Genomic DNA, 13,733 nt, shown 5'->3' on the forward strand with positions numbered 1-13,733 from the left:
CCCGGCTTACTTCACGACCGCGGCGGCGAGCTTGGAGAGCGGCTCGGCCAGCGCGTTGACGCCGTCCGAGAGCTCCTTGCGCTCCGTCTCGCCGACCTTCTCGTAGGAGGTGAAGACGTAGGAGGCCTTGTCCGTGCGGTACTTGTCCAGGAGCGCGTTCAGGGCCGCGAACTGCTTGTCCAAGTCGGCGACGAGCTTCGGGTCGTTCTTGGAGGCGACCGGCTTGAGCAGCTCGAAGGACTTCTGGGCGCCCTCGACGTTCGCCTTGAAGTCGACCAGGTCGGTGTGGGAGTAACGCTCCTCCTCACCCGTGACCTTGCCGCTGGCGACCTCGTCCAGGAGCTCCTTGGCACCGTTGGCCATCGAGGTGGGGGTGATGTCGGCCTTGCCGACGCGCTTCACCCAGTCCGCGAGGTCCTTGTCGAGGAGGTCGGCGAGCTGCTTCTCGCGGTCGCCGATCTTCTTGTCCTGCCAGAGCGCCTTCTCCAGGCGGTGCCAGCCGGTCCAGTCCTTGGCCGGGTCCTGGCCGTCCTCCAGGCCGTCCTCGCGGACGTCGACCTTCGGGTCGATGTCGCCGAAGGACTCCGCGACCGGCTCGGTGCGCTCCCAGCCGATGCGGGAGTCGGCGTAGGCCTTCTTCGCGGCCTCGACGTCACCGGCGCGGACGGCGTCGGTGAAGACCTTCACCTTCGGCAGGGTCTCCTCGGCCTGCGCCTGCACGTACTGGCGGTAGGCGGCGACGGCGGCGTCCATCTCGGGGGAGCGCGCAGCACCCTTGGCGCCACCGGTGACGGTGACCTTCTGGCTGATGCCCGCGCCCTTCATGCCCGGCTTGCAGACGATCGCGTAGTCGCCGGCCTTGACCTCGGCGGTGATGTTCGCCTTGGTGGAGGGGCCGATGTTCTCGCGCTCGGTGACGATCCGGCCGTCCGGGTAGAGGACGTAGACCTCGGTGACCTTGGAACCCTGGTTCTCCACGGCGAGCTTCACGTGCCCGGCGGGGAACTCGGTCTTGGAGACGGTGCAGGAGTCGTCCTTCGCGACGACCTGGACGGCGCCGTCGCCCTTGGCGTCGCTTTTCTCGGCGCAGCCCGTGACAGCGGTCAGAGCTGCCGCGGTCGCGGCGGCGGTGACGACGGAGAGACGGACGGCTCGCATAGAGGGCTCCATGGAAGGACGAGGGTGCCGGGAACGGGTTCGTCCGGCGGTGAGGCGGACCTAACTTAACCGAGGCTTACCTGAGCGGTACCCAGGCGTCCAGTGATTCAGCTCTCAGGTTCCCGGCGGGGGCACGGCGGGATCACAGCTCGCTCATGGCCGACCCATGGCAGGGTCAAGTACGGGTAAAGCCAGTCGATTCGGGTGTTTTGCGAAGAGGAGGCGCCGCGTGGGGACGACGCGGGGCACGCCCGTGCCGCGGACGCGGCAGGCGCGCGGGATATCGCCCGGTCCGGGGCCTCCCGGCCTTACCGCGAAGGCCCCGCCCGGGCGTGTCCGATTGCGGGTGATCCGGCGGAACGGGACTCCTGGATGCTTCAATTCCGCCATGAACACGACCGTGACTGACATCGTGCGCAGCGCCACCGACATCGACGTACTGCGCGTCTTCTGCGCCGGCGACGGCCGGTACGGCAACGCCCTCGGCGTCGTACGCGACGGCCGTACGCACCCCGACGAGGCGTCCCGGCAGGCGCTCGCCAAGGAACTCGGCTTCAGCGAGACGGTGTTCGTCGACGACCCGGAGCGCGGCGTCGTCGACATCTACACGCCCGGCGTCCGGCTGCCGTTCGCCGGGTATCCGGTGGTCGGCGTGGCCTGGCTGCTGGATCTGGAGGTCGTCTGTCCGCCGGTGGGCGAGGTGTGGGTGCGCGGCGACGGGGAGTTCACCTGGATCGAGGCCCGTGCCGAGTGGGCCCCGCCGCGGACCCTGCGGCGGTACGCCTCGGCCGCGGAGGTCGACGCGCTGGAGGTGCCCGAGCCGGGGGAGTGGATCTACGCCTGGGCCTGGGAGGACGAGGCGGCCGGCCGCGTCCGGGCGCGGGCCTTCCCGGGGCGCGGGGACGGCATCGACGAGGACGAGGCCACCGGCGCGGCGGCGATCCTGCTGACGGCCGAGCTGGGCCGGGCCCTGAACATCACGCAGGGCCGGGGTTCACAGCTCCTGACAGCACCCGGCCCCGACGGCGTGATCGAACTCGGCGGGCGGGTCCGGCTGGAGGCGATGCTGGCGCCGCCGCTCACGAGCTGAGTCCGGCGGCGGGGACGTCTCCCCGCCCACGAGCGGACTCCGGGTGGGGGTACGTCCCCGCACCCGGGCCCGCGCGGGCTTTCAGGCGCTGAGCGGGAACTCGCCGGCCAGCTCGCGGAACACCGCGCCGTTGAAGTCGAAGGCGCGCTTGCACTCGTCGACGATCCGCTGCTTCTCCAGGTCGTCGGCGGCCACGCCGTCGAGCAGTTCGCGGTAGCCGCGCTTGAAGGCGGCCGGGTTGGCGATCTTCTCGAAGACGTAGAAACGGACGCCGTCGCCCTTGCGGGCGAACCCCCAGGTGCGCTCCGCCCGGTCGCGGATGATCTGGCCGCCGGAGAGGTCGCCGAGGTAGCGCGTGTAGTGGTGCGCCACGTATCCGGCGGGCCACTCGCGGGCGCAGTGCGCGACGCGCTCCGCGTAGGCCGCCGTGGCGGGCAGCGGGGAGAGCCCGGCGCGCCAGTCCGGGCCCCGCAGGTGGGCCAGGTCCTGCTCCAGCGCGGCCGTGCGGAACAGCTCCGGCTGTATGAAGGGCCCGGCGACGCGGTCGCCCTCGAGCGCCCCGGCGCCCTCCTCCAGGGCCCGGTACACGAACCAGAGCTGCTCCGTGTAGCGCGCGTAGGCGTCCACGCCGAGCCGTCCGCCCAGGAGGTCGCTCATGAACGTCGACGTCTCGGCCTCGGTGTGCTGCTCGTGCGAGGCCGTGCGGATGAGCGTCGAGAAGGGCGTGTCCAAGGCGTGCCTCCGGGACCTTGCCGATGGGGACGGGAACCTGCTGGAATACTGCTACTTAGGCTTACCTAAGTCAATTGGTTCCCGACGTCCTGTCGGTAAGAAGCTACCCCGCGCGGGCGTCAGGGCAACGTGAGGATTTCGGTCCCGGTGTCCGTCACCACGAGGGTGTGCTCGAACTGCGCGGTCCGCTTCCGGTCCTTGGTCACGACGGTCCACCCGTCGTCCCACATGTCGTACTCGTGGGTGCCCAGCGTCAGCATCGGCTCGATGGTGAACGTCATGCCCGGCTGGATCACCGTGGTCGCGTGCGGGGAGTCGTAGTGCGGGATGATCAGGCCGGAGTGGAAGGACGAGTTGATGCCGTGCCCGGTGAAGTCCCGGACGACGCCGTAGCCGAAGCGCTTGGCGTACGACTCGATGACCCGCCCGATGATGTTGATCTGGCGGCCGGGCTTCACGGCCTTGATGGCGCGGTTCAGGGACTCGCGGGTCCGCTCGACCAGCAGCCGCGACTCCTCGTCGACGTCACCGCACAGGTAGGTCGCGTTGTTGTCGCCGTGGACGCCGTGGATGTACGCCGTGACGTCGAGGTTCACGATGTCGCCGTCGTTGAGGACGGTGGAGTCCGGGATGCCGTGGCAGATGACCTCGTTGACCGAGGAGCACAGCGACTTCGGGAACCCGCGGTAGCCGAGGGTGGAGGGGTAGGCCCCGTGGTCGCACATGAACTCGTGCGCGACCCGGTCCAGCTCGTCCGTGGTCACGCCGGGGGCGATGTGCTTGGCGGCCTCCTCCATCGCCTGGGCGGCGATGCGACCGGCGATCCGCATCCGCTCGACGGTGTCGGAGTCCTGCACCTCCGGTCCCTTGTACGGCGTGGGGGCGGGCTTCCCGACGTACTCGGGACGGCGGATGGCTCCCGGAACGGAGCGGTGGGGGGAGAGTTCCCCGGGCACGAGCAGCGACTGGCCAGACATACCAGCGAGTCTAACGACCGGGTCTGGGGCAGCATGGCGACAGAGGAAGGAGCCGACGATGGCCCTGTTCAAGAAGCGCACGGCGGGCAAGCCGGGCGAGTGGTACTACTGCCTGGAGCACAAGAAGGTCGAGGAGGGCCCCGAGTGCCCGGCCAAGAACCGCTTCGGCCCGTACGCGTCCCGTGAGGAGGCGGCCCACGCCATGGAGACGGCGAAGGAACGCAACCTGGAGTGGGAGAACGACCCGAAGTGGCACGACGCCCCGGCGTCCGACGGCTCCCGGGACGACACCCCGGACTAAGGGGTGTCCGAGGCCCTGCCCCGGCGATCTCCAGGGCGGCTCTGACGCCGAGGCCCTGACGCCGAGGCCCTGACCCCGGGGGTCGCCCGGCCGGCCCCTTCGCGCGCCGGCCGGGACGGCCGCGGTCCGTGCCGCGCCCGTCCCGGCCGGCGCGCGAAGGCACTCGATCGGGCGATCCGGCACGGCGGCCGTACCCGCTCGCGCGGTGTGCCGGACGGGCTTCCGGCTACCCGACCTCCGACGTCTCCCGCCCCCGCGCCGCCTTCCGGCGCACCGCGTCCTCGTCCGTCGCGGCGTCGTACGTCAGCAGCCGGGGCAGCGTCAGGCAGAGCAGGCCCACCGAGGCGACGCAGGCCAGCCCGCCCGACCAGATCGCCGGGCGGGTGCCGGTCCAGCCGGCCATCGCACCGGCGCGGACCTGCCCCAGCTGGGGGCCGACGCTGTAGGACAGGACCTCGATGCCGGCCAGCCGGCCGCGGAGCTCCTCCGGGATCGTCTGGTTCCAGATCGTGGAGCGGCCCAGTCCGCTCAGCATGTCGCCGGCGCCGGCGAAGGCCAGGCACAGCAGCACCAGCCAGATGTCGTCGAACCGGCCGGCCAGCGCGATCGCGAGTCCCCAGCCCGCCGCGCCGAACACCACCAGGAGGCCGTGCCGGCGGACCTTCGAGGTCCAGCCGCTGGTGAGGCCGAGGACGAGGGAGCCGACCGATCCGGCCGCGTACATCAGGCCCAGCGCCCAGTCGGCGTCCAGCTCGTCCGCGAGGAACGGGAAGATCGTGTTCGGGAAGGCGAAGAACATCGCCGCGAGGTCGATCGCGTAGGTGCCCAGCAGCACCGGCCGCGACCAGGCGTAGCGCGCCCCCTCCGCGATGCCGCGCAGCGAGGGCTTCTCGGCGTCGGGCGCGGGCGGGGCGGGGGCCAGCCGGCGGCAGAGCAGCACCGACGCGGCGAAGCCGGCGATCGTCAGGCCGTAGGCCGGCGCGTGCCCGGCGTAGGCGACCACGAGGCCCGCGAGCGCCGGGCCCGCGATCGCGCCCGTCTGCCACCGCAGCGAGTTGAGCGCGGCCGCGGCGGTCTGCTGCTCGTGCGGCACGATGCGGGCGAGGAGGGAGTCCAGCGCGGGTCGCTGGAGCCCGGCCAGCGCGGAGACGCAGGCCGCGACGAGGTACAGGGGCCAGAGCATCGGCGAGGGCAGCAGCGCGTTCAGGAACAGGACCAGCGCGAGGACCCCCAGTCCGGCCTCGGTGAGGATGATCACCTTGCGCCGGTCGACCGCGTCGGCGAGTGCCCCGCCGTAGAGACCGAACACCACCAACGGGACCAGCTCCACCGCGCCCATCGCCCCCACGGCGAACGGCGAGTTCGTGAGGTCCTTGATCTGGAGGGGCAGGGCGATCAGCGCCATGAAGCTGCTGAAGTACGTCACCAGCCCCTGGATCCACAGCAGCCGGAAGTCGGCGGACGACCGCCACGGCGCCGTGTCGGGCAGGACGGATGCCAGTCTCACCGACAGCTTGGAGGTCACGAGGGGTCATGCTCGTGCCGATCGGTGCCGGAGGCAACCGGATTTCGTCCCCCCTACCAGGGCGCCTGCGGAGGGACCGTCAGGTGGTCGGCCAGTGCGGAGAGCCGGTCCCGGAAGCGTCGCCGGCCGCGTGCGGCGGGCAGGCTGTTCTCCCCGGCCGCCGCGCTGACCAGGTGCTGGACCGTGTCCAGGTCGACCTCCGCCGAGGCGTCCACCGTGAGCGCCTCGTGCGCCAGTCCGTGCACCTCGGGATCGCCGCCGTCCAGCGACAGGACCGTCGCCCCGGCCCGGCGGGCGTCGTGCACCCGCTCCAGGAGGCCGGCGTCGGCCCGCTCGGGGGCGACCATCAGCAGCGTCGACCCCCGGCCGGCCGACTCCAGCCGGTTCAGCCCGACCGCCAGGTGCGCCGGATCCCCGGGCCGCACTCGGTGCCGGACCAGCGTCGGCGCCAGCTCCGGCTGCCCGGACCAGGCCGCCTCGTCGACCAGGTGCGCGGCCAGGTGCCAGGGCTCGTACCCGGCCGTCCCCACCAGGAGCAGCCCGCCGCCCCGGGGCACGACGGAGGCCCGCAGGGCGCCCGCGAACCGGCGGGCCTCCCGGGGCCACGCCGTTCCGGCCAGTACTTCCCGCAGCAACGCGACGCGTACGGCATCCATGGGGCCGCATACTGCCGCAGCCGGGCCCCGCGCCGGGGCCGGTCGCGCGCATTCCACCCGTACGGGACACCCGTCCGCCCGACCGGCCAGTAATGTCGGGTCCATGACTTCCGACACCCCCTCTCCCGCTCCCGCGCCCAAGGACCCCTGGGACCTGCCCGACGTCTCCGGACTCGTCGTCGGTGTCCTCGGCGGGACCGGCGACCAGGGCCGCGGCCTCGCCTACCGGCTCGCCAAGGCCGGCCAGAAGGTGATCATCGGTTCGCGTGCCGCCGACCGCGCCCGGGCCGCCGCCGGCGAGCTCGGCCTCGGCGTCGAAGGAGCCGACAACGCCGAGTGCGCCCGCCGCAGCGACATCGTGATCGTCGCCGTTCCGTGGGACGGGCACGCCAAGACCCTCGAAACCCTGCGGGACGAGCTGGCGGGCAAGCTCGTCGTCGACTGCGTCAACCCGCTCGGCTTCGACAAGAAGGGCGCCTACGCCCTGAAGCCCGCGGAGGGGTCCGCCGCCGAACAGGCCGCCGCCCTGCTGCCCGGCTCCCGGGTCACCGCCGCCTTCCACCACCTCTCCGCGGTGCTCCTCCAGGACGCCTCCATCGACGAGATCGACACGGACGTGATGGTCCTCGGCGAGGAGCGCGCCGACGTCGAGATCGTCCAGGCGCTCGCCGGCCGCATCCCCGGCATGCGGGGCGTCTTCGCGGGCCGGCTCCGCAACGCCCACCAGGTCGAGTCGCTCGTCGCCAACCTGATCTCGGTCAACCGCCGCTACAAGGCGCACGCCGGGCTGCGCGTCACCGACGTCTGAGCGCCCCGTCCGGGCGCCTGCGGGCACGGGCGCGGGCATGGGGGACACTGGTCGGGCACCATCAGCCGTATCGGACAGGAGCCGACCCCCATGCCCCGCCTCGCTCTCTACGCCCTCGTCGTCTGCGCCCTCGCCGTGGTCGCGGCCGTCGTCTCCTTCGTCCAGGGCAGCTTCCTCGGCGTGATCTGGGTGCTGCTCGCCGGCCTGTCCTCGAACATGGCCTGGTACTACGTCCGCCGGGCCAAGGCCGAGCGCACCGCGGCCTCCGAGGCGTAAGGACCCGGGGAGCGTCTGGCCGGGCTCGCCGGGACACCCGTGAGGCCCGGCCCCCGTGAAGCCCGGCGCCCGTCCGGCCCCGCCCGTCCGGCCCGGACCCGGAGCGCCAGGGCTCAGCCCACCCGGCAGAGCTCCGGCGTCTCCTGCCAGAACCGGAACAGCTCCGAGCCGCAGTAGCGGTACACCTCCGGCACCCCGAGCGAGCGCATCAGCGCGTCGATCGTGTCGAAGAACGCGCCGTTGACCGCCGGCACGAAGAGCAGCGCGATCACGACGAAGAACCCGTACGGCGCGTACGGCTCGATCTGCCGCTTCAGCCGGTACGACAGCCACGGCTCGACGACCCCGTACCCGTCGAGGCCGGGCACCGGCAGCAGGTTCAGCAGTGCCGCCGTCACCTGGAGGAACGCCAGGAAGGCCAGCGCGAAGCGGAAGGGCAGCGGCACGCCGTCGAGCAGGTGCAGCCAGAAGGGCGCCGTGCAGACGACCGCGAACAGGACGTTGGCCAGCGGCCCCGCGACCGAGATCAGGCTGTGCTTCCAGCGGCCCCGGATCCGGCCCTGCTCGATGAAGACCGCGCCGCCCGGCAGACCGATGCCGCCCATGATCACGAAGAGCACCGGCAGGATGATGCTGAGCACGGCGTGGGTGTACGCGAGCGGGTTGAGCGTGAGGTAGCCCTTCGCCCCGATCGTGATGTCCCCGCTGTGCAGCGCGGTGCGGGCGTGCGCGTACTCGTGCAGGCACAGCGACACGATCCAGGCCGAGGTCACGAAGAGGAAGACCGCGAGACCGGGAGAGGTCGCGAAGCCGGTCCACACGGCCCAGCCGGTGACCGCCATGACGGCGAGGATCGCCAGGAAGACCGGGCTGATCCTGCGCTCGTGGCTGCGGGTGGTGGCCGTGGACATCGGTGGGACTCCCTGGAGGACGGGGTGCTGTGCGGGAAACGTGCCGGGGTGGGGGTGAGTTCCTGCGATGTCCCCCGGCTCACGGAGAATAGGGCCTGTGCGCTACTCAGTCCTCGGCCCCACCCTCGCCCACCGCCCCGACGGCACCCCCGTCCCCGTCGGCGGTCCCCGGCTGCGGGCCCTGGTGACCGTGCTCGCGCTGCGGGCCGGGCGCGCCGTCCCCGTCCCCGTCCTCGTCGACGAGGTCTGGCACGGGGAGCCGCCCGCGGACGGCGCCGCGGCGCTCCAGGCCCTGGTCGGGCGGGCCCGCCGGGCGCTCGGGCACGAGGCCGTGGTCTCCGCGGACGGCGGCTACCGGCTCGCCGCGGACCCCGAGGACGTGGACGCGCGGCGCTTCGAACGGCTCGCGGCTGACGGCCTCCACGCCCTGGAGTCAGGGGATCCGGCCCGCGCCGCCGGGCTCCTCGACGAGGCCCTCGGGCTCTGGCGGGGACCCGCGCTCGCCGACCTGCCCGACCGCGCGGCCGAGGCGTCCCGCTGGGAGGCCCGCCGCCTGGACGCCCGTCGCGCCCGCCTCGGCGCCGCCCTCGCCCTCGGACAGGCCGCCACCGTCCTGCCCGAACTCGCCGCGCTCTGCGAGGAACACCCGCTGGACGAACTGCTCCAGGCCCTGCGGATCCGGGCGCTGCGCGACACCGGCCGGGCGGCCGAGGCCCTCGCGGCCTACGACGCGGTCCGCCGCGAACTCGCCGGCCGGCTCGGGACCGACCCGTCCCCCGCGCTGCGGGCCCTGCACACGGAGCTCCTGGCCACGGACCCGGCCACCGCCCCCACCGCCTCGGCCCCCGGCTCCGCCCCGGCCTCCGCCGGGACCACCGGCAACCTCCGCGCCCGGCTGACCAGTTTCGTCGGGCGCGAGAGGGACATCGCCGCCGTACGGGAGGACCTGCGCGGCGCCCGGCTCGTCACGCTCCTCGGGCCCGGCGGCGCCGGCAAGACCCGGCTCTCCCAGGAGGTCGCGGACGTCGCGTCCGACGCGTGGCCGGACGGGGTGTGGCTGGCCGAACTGGCCCCCGTCACCGACCCGCAGGCCGTGGCCGAGGCCGTCCTCGGCGCCGTCGGCGCGCGCCAGACCGTCCTCAGGGGCGCCGGCGCCGAGGAACTGCGCACGAACGTCCACGACGACCCGGTGGGGCGTCTGGTGGAGCATTGCGGGTCGCGGCGGTTGCTGTTGTTGCTGGACAACTGTGAGCACGTGGTGGGTGCGGTGGCGGGGTTGGTGGAGGTGTTGTTGGCGCGGTGTCCGGGGGTGTCGGTGTTGGCGACGAGTCGGGAGCCGTTGGGGGTGCCGGGGGAGTTCGTGCGTGCGGTGGGGCCGTTGTCGCGGGGTGAGGCGTTGCGGTTGTTGGGGGAGCGGGGTGCTGCGGCGCGTGCGGGTTTCACGGTGTCGGAGGATGCGGAGGCGTGTGCGGAGATCGGTCGGCGGTTGGACGGGTTGCCGTTGGCGATCGAGTTGGCGGCGGCGCGGTTGCGGTTGTTGAGTCCGCGGCAGATCGCGGATCGGTTGGACGATCGGTTCGCGTTGTTGACGTCGGGGGCGCGGACGGTGTTGCCGCGTCAGCAGACGTTGCGTGCGGTGGTGGACTGGTCGTGGGATCTGCTGGACGAGGGTGAGCGGGGGGTGTTGCGGCGGCTTTCGGTGTTTTCGGGCGGGTGTGGTCTGGAGGCGGCGGAGGCGGTGTGCGGGGGGTCCGGTGGGGGTGGGGCCGGGGTGTTGGGCGTGTTGGGTGCGTTGGTGGACAAGTCGTTGGTGGTGGCGGCTCCTTCGGAGGAGGGGGTGATGCGTTACCGGTTGCTGGAGACGGTGGGGGAGTACGCGGGAGAGCGGTTGGACGAGGCGGGTGATCGTGCGGTGGCCGAGCGGCGGCATCTGACGTACTACCGCGAACTCGCCCGCACCACCGACCCCGAACTCCGCGGCGGCGGACAGCTCGCGGCCATGGCCCGCTTCCGCCTCGAGTACGAGAACCTGCGGACCGCCCTGCGCCGCGCCGTCGCCGCCCGGGACGAGCACGAGGCGCTCAGCCTCGTCCACGCCCTCCTCTGGTACTGGCAGATGCGCGACCTGCGTGCCGACGCCCTGCACTGGGCCGAGGCCGTCGCCGCCCTCGGCCCCGACCCGTTCGGGCCGGACGCGCCGCCCGTCGTCCCCCTCTTCGAGCACGTCACCGCCGCGCCGCCGCCGTTCGACGAGGACACGCTGTGGGAGGCCCGGCGCGGGGCGCGGCTCATCGAGCTGCTGAACATGGACCACCAGACCGGCCGCTGGACCACCCCCGAGGGCATCGAGCGACTGCGGCGCATCACCGACGCCTACCCGCCCGGGCTGCCGCAGACCTGCCGGCTGCCCGGCTCCTTCTCCGTCTTCGCGGTGCTGCTGACCGGCGACGTCGAGGGGATGCGCACCTCGCTCGACGCCACCGTCGAAGCCTGCCGGACCCACGGCTACGCCTGGGAGCTGGCCAACATCCTCCAGCTGCGCGCCAACATGCTTGCCAACCGGGTCTCCTGGGCCGACGGAGCGAGCGCCGACGCCGACGAGAGCCTGGGCATCTTCCTCCGCCTCGACGACGCCTGGGGCGCGGCCGAGGCGCTCTCCTCGCGGGGCGAGGCCCGCGAGAAGCGCTGCGAGTTCGAGGGCGCGGCCGAGGACTTCGCCGCGGCCATCGGATACGCGGAGCGGATCGGCGCCCAGTCCCAGATGGCGTTGCTGCGGGCCCGCTACGCCGACACGCTCGCCGCCGTCGGCCGGCACGAGGAGAGCGAGGCGATCCTGCGCCAGGTCCTTGCGGAGGGTCCCGGGCGCGGCCACGAGCCGATGCTCGCCGCGCGGATCTTCCTCGCGATGCTCCTCGGCCGGACCGGCCGCACCGCCGAGGCGCGCGAGCAGCTCACCGAGCTGCTGGGCGAGTTCGGCTCCGACACCCTGTCGATCTTCGAGGGCTTCACCTTCGGCAGCCTGGCCTGGCTCGACAACCTGGACGGCCGGTACGCGGCGGCCCTGAAGCTCGTCAGGGAGGCCCTGGACCGGGCGACCGGCGCCCTGTCGCTGATGGTCGCCCCGCAGATGCCTACGATCCACCTGGTCACCGCCGCCTGGGCGCTGGCCGGTCTCGGCGGCGACGACGCCACCCGCGCCGCCCGGCTCCTCGGCGCCGTCCCGGACCTGCTCCCGAACGAACACCGCCTCGCCCCGATGGAGCGGGAGAACCTGGACGCGGCCACCGCGCTGACCCGGTCCGTACTCGGCGACGCGGCGTTCGAGGCCGCGTACGCCGAGGGCGGTGGCCTCTCCCTGGAGGAGGCCACCGCCCTGCTCGACGGCGCCGACGCGATCACGAGGCGCGCCGAGTCCTGACGTTCCCGGGCCGTCCCCGGGCGGATCAGGTCTTCTTGCGGAACTTGGCGACCGCGAGCGGCGCCGTGACGACCGTGATCGCCACTGCCCAGCCGAGGGTCATCCACACCGAGTGGGCGACCGGACCGCCGTTGATCAGGTTCCTCGCCGCGTCGGCCAGGTTGGACAGCGGGTTGTAGTCGGTGAAGGTCTCCAGCCAGCCGGGCATCGAGGTCGGCGGAGCGAAGATCGAGGAGCCGAACTGGAGCGGCATCAGTACGATCATGGCCATTCCCTGGACGGCCTGGGCCGTCTTCAGCGTGAGACCGAGCAGGATGAAGATCCACATCAGCGAGGCGCCGAACACCATCGACAGGCCGATGGCGGCGAAGAGGTCGAGGACCGAGGTCTTGATCTCCATGCCGAGCAGGAAGCCCATGCCGAGCAGGATCGCGGTGGCGATCAGCATGCGGCCGACCTCGACGACGATCTTCGCGATGAGGACGGAGGACCGGGCGATCGGCATCGTGCGGAACCGGTCCATGACCCCCTTCTTGAAGTCGTCGTTGATGCCGGTGCCGACGGCCATGGCGATGTTCATGCCCATCATCGCCATCAGGCCGGGGACCACGTAGTTCACGTACGCGTCGTTGTTGCCCTTGCCGGAGATCGCGCCGCCGAAGACGTACACGAACAGCAGGACGAAGATGATCGGCATCAGGACCGCGTCGAACATCGACTCCGGGTCCTGCTTGATCTGCAGCGCGTTGCGGCGCACCAGGGCGCCGATGTGGCGGAGGTTGTTCCGCAGGCCGATCCGTCCCTCGCCGGGCTGCGCGGCGCGCATCGGCGCCGGCCCGGGGGCGGAGCCGGCGGGCGACTTCGAGAGCTGCGTGGTCGTGGTGGTGCTCATGCGGCGACCTCCTCGGGAAGCGTGTCGGACACGGTGGCCTTCTCGCCCGTGATGGCCAGGAACACCTCGTCCAGGCTGGGCAGGTGGGTACCGATGTGGGCGATGCCGTAGCCGCGGGCGCCGAGCAGGCCGACGACGGCCGTCAGCTGCTCGTCGCTGAGGATCGGCACGTAGAGCGCGCCCTCGTCGGGGACGACGGTGGCGCCGGCGACGCCGTCCAGGCCGGACTCGCGCAGGGCGCCCGCCATGGCGGGCAGGTCGGCGGAGTCCACCGGGCGGACGGTCAGCGTGCGGCCGCCCACCCGCGCCTTGAGCTCGTCGACTTTGCCGTTGGCAATGACCCGGCCGCGGTCGATGACCGTCAGCTCGCTGGCGAGCTGCTCGGCCTCCTCCATGTACTGGGTGGTGAGCAGCACGGTCACGCCCTCGGAGACCATGTTCTGGACCTCGTCCCACACCTCGTTGCGGGTGCGGGGGTCGAGACCGGTGGTGGGCTCGTCCAGGTAGAGGACGGCGGGCCGGCCGATCATCGAGGCGGCCAGGTCGAGGCGCCGCCGCATGCCGCCGGAGTAGTTCATCGCCGGCCGCTTGGCGGCCTCGGTGAGGGAGAAGCGCTCCAGCATCTCGTCGGCGCGGCGCCGGGCGTCGGCGCGGGACAGGTCGAGCAGCCGCCCGATCATGTAGAGGTTCTCCCAGCCGGAGAGCTTCTCGTCGACCGAGGCGTACTGGCCGGTGAGGCCGATGGTGCGGCGGAGCTGGCGGGGCTGCTTCACCACGTCGTACCCGGCGACCCGGGCGGTCCCGGCGTCCGGGACGATCAGGGTGGACAGGCAGCGCACGAGGGTGGTCTTGCCGGCGCCGTTCGGGCCGAGGACCCCGAGCACCGTGCCTTCCCGGACGTCCAGGTCGACCCCGTCCAGGGCCTTCGTCTCGCCGTAGTGCTTCACGAGGCCCCGGACCTCGACGGCGTTGGTGTGTGATCGCGTCAT

13 protein-coding genes are annotated in these 13,733 nt (G+C 72.5%); 5 read left to right on the plus strand and 8 right to left on the minus strand.

The window, feature by feature from the left end:
• Window positions 1-6 precede the first annotated feature (6 nt).
• The gene (gene efeO / locus ACE1OA_RS24655; protein WP_384873932.1) at window positions 7-1,158 is read right to left on the minus strand and encodes an iron uptake system protein EfeO; all 1,152 of its coding nucleotides are present in this window, start codon (window positions 1,156-1,158) and stop codon (window positions 7-9) included.
• 388 nt (window positions 1,159-1,546) lie between these two features.
• On the opposite strand from efeO, the gene ACE1OA_RS24660 reads away from it, so the two are divergent.
• On the plus strand, window positions 1,547-2,248 hold the full coding sequence (locus tag ACE1OA_RS24660; protein WP_432753413.1) for a PhzF family phenazine biosynthesis protein: 702 nt from the start codon (window positions 1,547-1,549) through the stop codon (window positions 2,246-2,248).
• Window positions 2,249-2,329: 81 nt separating this feature from the next.
• On the opposite strand, the gene ACE1OA_RS24665 is transcribed toward ACE1OA_RS24660, so the two are convergent.
• A complete protein-coding gene (locus tag ACE1OA_RS24665) occupies window positions 2,330-2,980 on the minus strand; it encodes a heme oxygenase (biliverdin-producing) (RefSeq protein ID WP_384873936.1) in 651 nt (216 codons plus the stop codon).
• A gap of 119 nt (window positions 2,981-3,099) precedes the next feature.
• Window positions 3,100-3,957 (minus strand): type I methionyl aminopeptidase, encoded by an 858-nt coding sequence (map, locus tag ACE1OA_RS24670; protein WP_356609168.1) that lies wholly within the window; start codon window positions 3,955-3,957, stop codon window positions 3,100-3,102.
• 58 nt (window positions 3,958-4,015) lie between these two features.
• Between map and ACE1OA_RS24675 the strand changes: the two genes are divergently transcribed.
• Complete coding sequence (locus ACE1OA_RS24675; RefSeq protein ID WP_356609170.1) at window positions 4,016-4,258, plus strand: hypothetical protein; 243 nt, start codon at window positions 4,016-4,018, stop codon at window positions 4,256-4,258.
• Window positions 4,259-4,484: 226 nt separating this feature from the next.
• Here ACE1OA_RS24675 and ACE1OA_RS24680 read toward each other — a convergent pair whose 3' ends face one another.
• Entirely contained in the window at window positions 4,485-5,783 is a 1,299-nt protein-coding gene (locus tag ACE1OA_RS24680; RefSeq protein WP_432753414.1) for an MFS transporter, read from the minus strand.
• 53 nt (window positions 5,784-5,836) lie between these two features.
• Window positions 5,837-6,439, minus strand: coding sequence for a hypothetical protein (locus ACE1OA_RS24685; protein WP_356774174.1), 603 nt, complete (start codon window positions 6,437-6,439; stop codon window positions 5,837-5,839).
• A gap of 103 nt (window positions 6,440-6,542) precedes the next feature.
• On the opposite strand from ACE1OA_RS24685, the gene npdG reads away from it, so the two are divergent.
• Together npdG and ACE1OA_RS24695 are read left to right on the plus strand one after the other, a co-directional pair.
• Entirely contained in the window at window positions 6,543-7,247 is a 705-nt protein-coding gene (gene npdG / locus ACE1OA_RS24690; RefSeq protein WP_356609176.1) for an NADPH-dependent F420 reductase, read from the plus strand.
• A 90-nt stretch (window positions 7,248-7,337) separates the two neighbouring features.
• Window positions 7,338-7,523: a hypothetical protein gene (locus ACE1OA_RS24695; RefSeq protein ID WP_356609178.1), complete on the plus strand. Its 186-nt coding sequence runs from the start codon at window positions 7,338-7,340 to the stop codon at window positions 7,521-7,523.
• Between the two features lie 113 nt (window positions 7,524-7,636).
• Here the strand turns inward: ACE1OA_RS24695 and ACE1OA_RS24700 are convergent, their stop codons facing one another.
• Window positions 7,637-8,434 carry a site-2 protease family protein gene (locus tag ACE1OA_RS24700; protein ID WP_356609180.1) on the minus strand — a complete coding sequence of 266 codons (798 nt, stop codon included), beginning with the start codon at window positions 8,432-8,434 and terminating at the stop codon, window positions 7,637-7,639.
• Window positions 8,435-8,531: 97 nt separating this feature from the next.
• Between ACE1OA_RS24700 and ACE1OA_RS24705 the strand changes: the two genes are divergently transcribed.
• On the plus strand, window positions 8,532-11,852 hold the full coding sequence (locus ACE1OA_RS24705) for a BTAD domain-containing putative transcriptional regulator (RefSeq protein ID WP_386541216.1): 3,321 nt from the start codon (window positions 8,532-8,534) through the stop codon (window positions 11,850-11,852).
• 25 nt (window positions 11,853-11,877) lie between these two features.
• Here the strand turns inward: ACE1OA_RS24705 and ACE1OA_RS24710 are convergent, their stop codons facing one another.
• Together ACE1OA_RS24710 and ACE1OA_RS24715 are read right to left on the minus strand one after the other, a co-directional pair.
• Window positions 11,878-12,744: an ABC transporter permease gene (locus ACE1OA_RS24710; RefSeq protein WP_356609253.1), complete on the minus strand. Its 867-nt coding sequence runs from the start codon at window positions 12,742-12,744 to the stop codon at window positions 11,878-11,880.
• Window positions 12,741-13,733, minus strand: a complete 993-nt coding sequence (locus tag ACE1OA_RS24715; protein ID WP_356609251.1) for an ATP-binding cassette domain-containing protein — start codon at window positions 13,731-13,733, stop codon at window positions 12,741-12,743. The genes ACE1OA_RS24710 and ACE1OA_RS24715 overlap by 4 nt, the downstream gene beginning before the upstream one ends.

Source organism: Streptomyces sp. JL2001 (genome assembly GCF_050917515.1).
Lineage (GTDB): Bacteria > Actinomycetota > Actinomycetes > Streptomycetales > Streptomycetaceae > Streptomyces.

Excerpts from the sequence above, each read along its gene's own strand:
- ACE1OA_RS24710 (WP_356609253.1), bottom strand. The coding sequence starts at position 12,744 with ATGAGCACCACCACGACCACGCAGCTCTCGAAGTCGCCCGCCGGCTCC.
- ACE1OA_RS24695 (WP_356609178.1), top strand. The coding sequence starts at position 7,338 with ATGCCCCGCCTCGCTCTCTACGCCCTCGTCGTCTGCGCCCTCGCCGTG.
- ACE1OA_RS24715 (WP_356609251.1), bottom strand. The coding sequence starts at position 13,733 with ATGACGCGATCACACACCAACGCCGTCGAGGTCCGGGGCCTCGTGAAG.
- map (WP_356609168.1), bottom strand. The coding sequence starts at position 3,957 with ATGTCTGGCCAGTCGCTGCTCGTGCCCGGGGAACTCTCCCCCCACCGC.
- ACE1OA_RS24700 (WP_356609180.1), bottom strand. The coding sequence starts at position 8,434 with ATGTCCACGGCCACCACCCGCAGCCACGAGCGCAGGATCAGCCCGGTC.
- ACE1OA_RS24685 (WP_356774174.1), bottom strand. The coding sequence starts at position 6,439 with ATGGATGCCGTACGCGTCGCGTTGCTGCGGGAAGTACTGGCCGGAACG.
- efeO (WP_384873932.1), bottom strand. The coding sequence starts at position 1,158 with ATGCGAGCCGTCCGTCTCTCCGTCGTCACCGCCGCCGCGACCGCGGCA.
- ACE1OA_RS24660 (WP_432753413.1), top strand. The coding sequence starts at position 1,547 with ATGAACACGACCGTGACTGACATCGTGCGCAGCGCCACCGACATCGAC.
- ACE1OA_RS24675 (WP_356609170.1), top strand. The coding sequence starts at position 4,016 with ATGGCCCTGTTCAAGAAGCGCACGGCGGGCAAGCCGGGCGAGTGGTAC.
- npdG (WP_356609176.1), top strand. The coding sequence starts at position 6,543 with ATGACTTCCGACACCCCCTCTCCCGCTCCCGCGCCCAAGGACCCCTGG.